Raw genomic sequence first — 4,399 nt, 5'->3', positions numbered from 1 at the left:
AGCCACGCGTGCGATCCGGGACACCGCGACGTTCGTTCCTCGCGCCGCTGCAGGAACGAGCCGAGCGTGCCATCGGCGACCCCCAGGCTCGCGAACGCCGGGTCCAGCGCGCGCAGACGATCGGGTCGGTGTTCAAGTCCGGTGTATCGATCGTCGTGCTCGCCTGGGTGGTGCTGCAGACGCTCGACACCCTCGGTTTCAACGTCGCCCCGTTCATCGCCTCGGCCGGTATCGCCGGTGTCGCGCTCGGTTTCGGTGCGCAGAACCTCGTGCGGGACTTCATCTCGGGAATGTTCATGCTGCTCGAGGACCAGTACGGCGTGGGCGACGTGGTGGACCTCGGCGACGCGGTGGGCACCGTCGAGTCGGTCGGTCTGCGCGTGACGACCGTGCGCGACATCGACGGCACCCTGTGGTTCTGCCGCAACGGCGAGATCCTGCGCGTCGGCAACATGAGCCAGGGGCATGCCGTCTCCGTGGTCGACGTCCCTATCGCGCCGAGCGTCAACGTCGAGCGCGCCTGCCGGATCGCACTGCGCGCCGTCCTCGACGGCGTGGAACGCGAGGACATCGCGCCGGACGTGCTCGAGAAGCCCGAACTGCTGGGCGTCAACTCCGTCACCGCGGGTGCGGTGACCCTCCGCCTGACGGTGCGCGTACGCGCCGGCAAGCAGTGGGCCATCCGCCGCAGCCTCACCCGCGCGGTGCTCGAGGCCTTCGAGCAGAACGACATCGAGACCCCGAACGTCGCGCTGGCGGCCGCCCCGGTCTCCTAGCTCCGCACCGCCCCGGCCACGGCCTCCGACTGCTCGCTCGACTCACCGCTGCGTGCAGCACGGATGCGATCGATGACGATGACGCACAGCAGCGACACCACTCCCCAGATCGTGAACGTGACGAGGTGCGGGCCGACGGCGTCACCTCCGAAGTAGAGGACCGACCGCACCGATTCCACAGCGGCCGGCATCGGCAGCACACCGTGCAGGAACCGGAAGACCTCCGGCGTCATGTACACCGACATCGCCCCGTTCGAGGCGGGCACACCGACGAACATGAGGATGCCGACGGCAGGGACGACGGCGAGCAGCCCGAACAGGCGGTGCAGCGCCAACGTGAACATCGAGGTGGTGAACGTCGCGAGGATCCCGATACCCCACAGCGGGAGGAAGTGCCCGTCGACGGCCCCGGTGATCGGGTCGGCGATCACCCACAGCACGGCCGGCATGAACAGCGCCCATCCCGCGGCGATGGGCACGATCTGCCGCAGGACCATCGCGGCGGGCTGCGCACCGCCGGCCACGACGATCACCATGAAACCGGACATGATCCAGCCCATCGCGACGTAGAGCGTCACCGTTCCCATCGTGTCGGAGCCCGGCAGCGGCGCGATGTTCTCGACGGTCAGGGGCAGATGCATGCCCCCGGCGACCTGCTCGAAGACCCGCTGCGCGACCTGCTGCTGGCTCGTACCCGCAGCCTCGTTGGTGATCAGCGTCGCGGTGGGCGACTGGGCGGACGGCAGGACGAAGGCCGCGACGATCTCACGGTCCTGCACCTCGGCGCGCGCGTCGTCGACCGAATCCGAGATTCGCAGATCGAACAGACCGGCCATGCTCTGCTCGAGACCGGCGACCGTCCGGTCCGCCTGTTCGGCGGTCGCGCCGACGATGGTGACGGGCATCTCACGCGGGGTCGGCTGGTACATCGCGCCGAGCATGATGGAGAGCATCAGCACGACCATGGCGAACGGAAAGAACGCCAGGGTCAGGTACCGCACTCGGTCGCTCTGCGGACGCGGCCCGGTGGTGAGCGAGGGCATCGTGATCTCGGGATCACCGGCATCGGGGTTGCGGCGACGCTTCAGGGCGTCGACACCGAGTGTCGCGGCGAGGGCCAGCACGGTACCGACGACCAGCACCAGGATGTGGCCCCCGAGGCCTTCACCGCCGAAGTAGACGACCGACCTCAGCGATTCGCCGGCGGCCGCGGTGGGCAGGAAGCCGTGCAACCACGGGTAGATCGACGGTAGCGAGTAGACCGACATTCCCAGGTTCGACGCGGGGACGCCGAGAACCATCACGAAGAGCATTCCCGCGAGGACAGCCATCGGTCCGAGGATCCGGGTGAGGAACACCTGCACCGAGCCCACGGCGAAGATGGAGAGCCAGCAGATTCCCAGCACCGTCGCGATCGGGCCTTCGATCGCGCCGAGGATCGGGCCGGCGACGAGCCACACGAGTGTGCCGATCAGCACCGACCATCCGGCCAGCAGAGGCACGATGCGACGGAATCGCAGCAGCTCGGGCGAGTTGGACAGCATGATGCTCAGGGGCATGTAGCCCGCGAGCATCAGCGCCTGCACCATGAACATCACACCCAGGCCGGCCATGTCGTGGTCCGGCAGCGGGGCGAGGTCCTCGGCGGTGAGATCGAGACCCTGCGCGAGCACCTGCGGAACCACCAGTCCGGTGACCACGGACGACTGCGACGCCCCGGCCGCACCCGCGGTGTACACGGTGGCAGTGCCCTGCGGGGACAGCGTGACCGCACCCGCAACCTCCCGCGAGAGCACGAGGTCGCGCGCCTGATCGTCGGTCCCGATCACGCGGACGTCGACCGCTTCGGCGTCGGCGTCTTCGAGCGCGCGGGCGAAGTCGTAGGCCTGCTGCTGCGACGATCCGGCGACGGCGATCGGCATGTCGTGCGGGGCGGGCGCGTGCATCGCGTACAGATAGCCGGTGATCATCATTCCGACCATCAGGAACGGCATCACGAAGATCGCGATGTAGCGGCCGATGTGCTCCTTCCGCGCACGGGCGAGTTCGGCCTCGGTGAGGCCGTTGCTTCCCGGCGGTTCGTTCTTCTCGCTGGTAGCGGTATCGGTCATGAATGAACTCCTCGATATCCGGACACGGACTGCACGCTTTCCGGCCGATATCGGCTCCACAGAAATACGCTACGTGACTTAAAAATTTACGCTGCGTGTCTTGAATGTGCCAAGCTGAGACACTGGTGACGCTCGTCCCATCCATCAGCGGGCCGTTCGGCCGAGAAGAAGGCGACAGGAGAAGCGTGAGCACCCACGGGGACCAGGCGCGACGAGCGCTACTCGACTCGGCGGAAGAACTGTTCGCCACCCACGGCGTCGACGGTGTGTCCAATCGGCGCATCGCCGAACACGCCGGTAACGCCAACCACTCCGCCGTCAACTACCACTTCGGTGACCGCGAGGAACTCGTCCGCGCCATGCTCACCCGCTACGCGGAGGACACCCGTCGGCGACGAGTCGAACTCCTGGCACTGCTCGGGCCCGAACCCGGCCTCCGCGACTACCTGAGCTGCCTCATCCTGCCGTTCACCGACCAACTCGCCTCGATGCCGGTCCCGAGCTGGCGGGCTCGATTCCTACGCCAGTTGAGAGCGGTACCGTCGATGGCCGACATCGCCGCGAGAACGACCGTCGAAGATCCGTACCTCGACGTCCTGATCGAACGAGCCAGAGCATGCGTCGCCCACCTGCCCGACACGGTCGTCACCGGACGGGCGCGACTGCTGGGCAAGCTCGTCGTCGATGCGTGTGCCGACTACGAGGCACGCCTCGAACGCGAAGGCATCGAACCCGATTGGACGGGATTCGCCCGATTCCTGATCGACGCGAGCGCGGGAATGTTCGAGGCGCCGGTGACGAGCGAAGGCGACTTCCTCGACTCACGCACAGCGTCCGCCTGGCCCTGACCGATCAGACCGCGGACAGGGCCTCTCGGAGGCCTGTCGCCGTCGTCACCGGACGGTCGCATACGAACCCCCTGCACACATAGGCCGCGGCACCGCCGTCGACCAGGGGACGACCGGCGAGCAACGGCGACGAGTCGGGTTCGCCGCCCACCACGATCGCTCCCCCGGGCGCGAGGCGGCGGGCCACGTCGAGAAGTTCACCGCCGCCCGCTACGGCGACCTGGAGCGGCCCGCGCACCGACGCCTCGGCGACCGTCAGCCAGTGCCCTCCCGCCCGTGGCGCCTTCTCGAACAGGATCGCCGCCGTCGACAGCGACAGCGCGGCGGAATCGGCGTAGCGGGAGTCGTCGTGCACGAGCGCGGACAGGCCGAGCAGCGCCTCGGCGATCAGCGACGCTCCCGACGGCGTCGCCCCGTCGACCGGATCGCGGGGCCGGGCGACCAGCGATTCGGCGTCGTGTGCGGTGTCGAACCAGCTACCGGGACGTTCCGGATCCGCGAACTGCGCGAGCGCGACGTCGGCGAGTTCCGTCGCACGCTCGACCCAGCGCCGATCCCCCGTCCCCTGGTGCACGGCGAGCAGAGCCGTGACGAGAGCCCCGTAGTCCTCGAGCACACCCGCCGGTGATCCGACGACACCCCCGAGCGACGCGCGGCGCAGCCG

Annotated in this window: 3 protein-coding genes and 1 pseudogene; 2 read left to right on the top strand and 2 right to left on the bottom strand. The window is 68.5% G+C overall.

Annotation, left to right across the window (positions count from 1 at the left end; translation table 11 throughout):
• The coding region (locus R1101_RS0116765; protein ID WP_026003376.1) for a mechanosensitive ion channel family protein at positions 1-776 on the top strand (776 nt) is incomplete at its 5' end.
• Here R1101_RS0116765 and R1101_RS0116760 read toward each other — a convergent pair.
• Positions 773-2,887: a hypothetical protein gene (locus tag R1101_RS0116760; RefSeq protein ID WP_016934526.1), complete on the bottom strand. Its 2,115-nt coding sequence runs from the start codon at positions 2,885-2,887 to the stop codon at positions 773-775. The two genes, R1101_RS0116765 and R1101_RS0116760, sit on opposite strands and share 4 nt — an antisense overlap.
• Positions 2,888-3,072: 185 nt before the next feature.
• Between R1101_RS0116760 and R1101_RS0116755 the strand changes: the two genes are divergently transcribed.
• Complete coding sequence (locus R1101_RS0116755; protein ID WP_016934525.1) at positions 3,073-3,735, top strand: TetR/AcrR family transcriptional regulator; 663 nt, start codon at positions 3,073-3,075, stop codon at positions 3,733-3,735.
• Positions 3,736-3,739: 4 nt separating this feature from the next.
• Here the strand turns inward: R1101_RS0116755 and R1101_RS27150 are convergent.
• Positions 3,740-4,399: pseudogene (locus tag R1101_RS27150) on the bottom strand (hypothetical protein); the annotation flags it as partial.

It is taken from the genome of Rhodococcus sp. R1101 (genome assembly GCF_000278445.1).
GTDB classification, from domain to species: Bacteria; Actinomycetota; Actinomycetes; order Mycobacteriales; family Mycobacteriaceae; genus Rhodococcus; species Rhodococcus gordoniae.
This window is presented reverse-complemented; position numbering and strand designations above follow the sequence as displayed.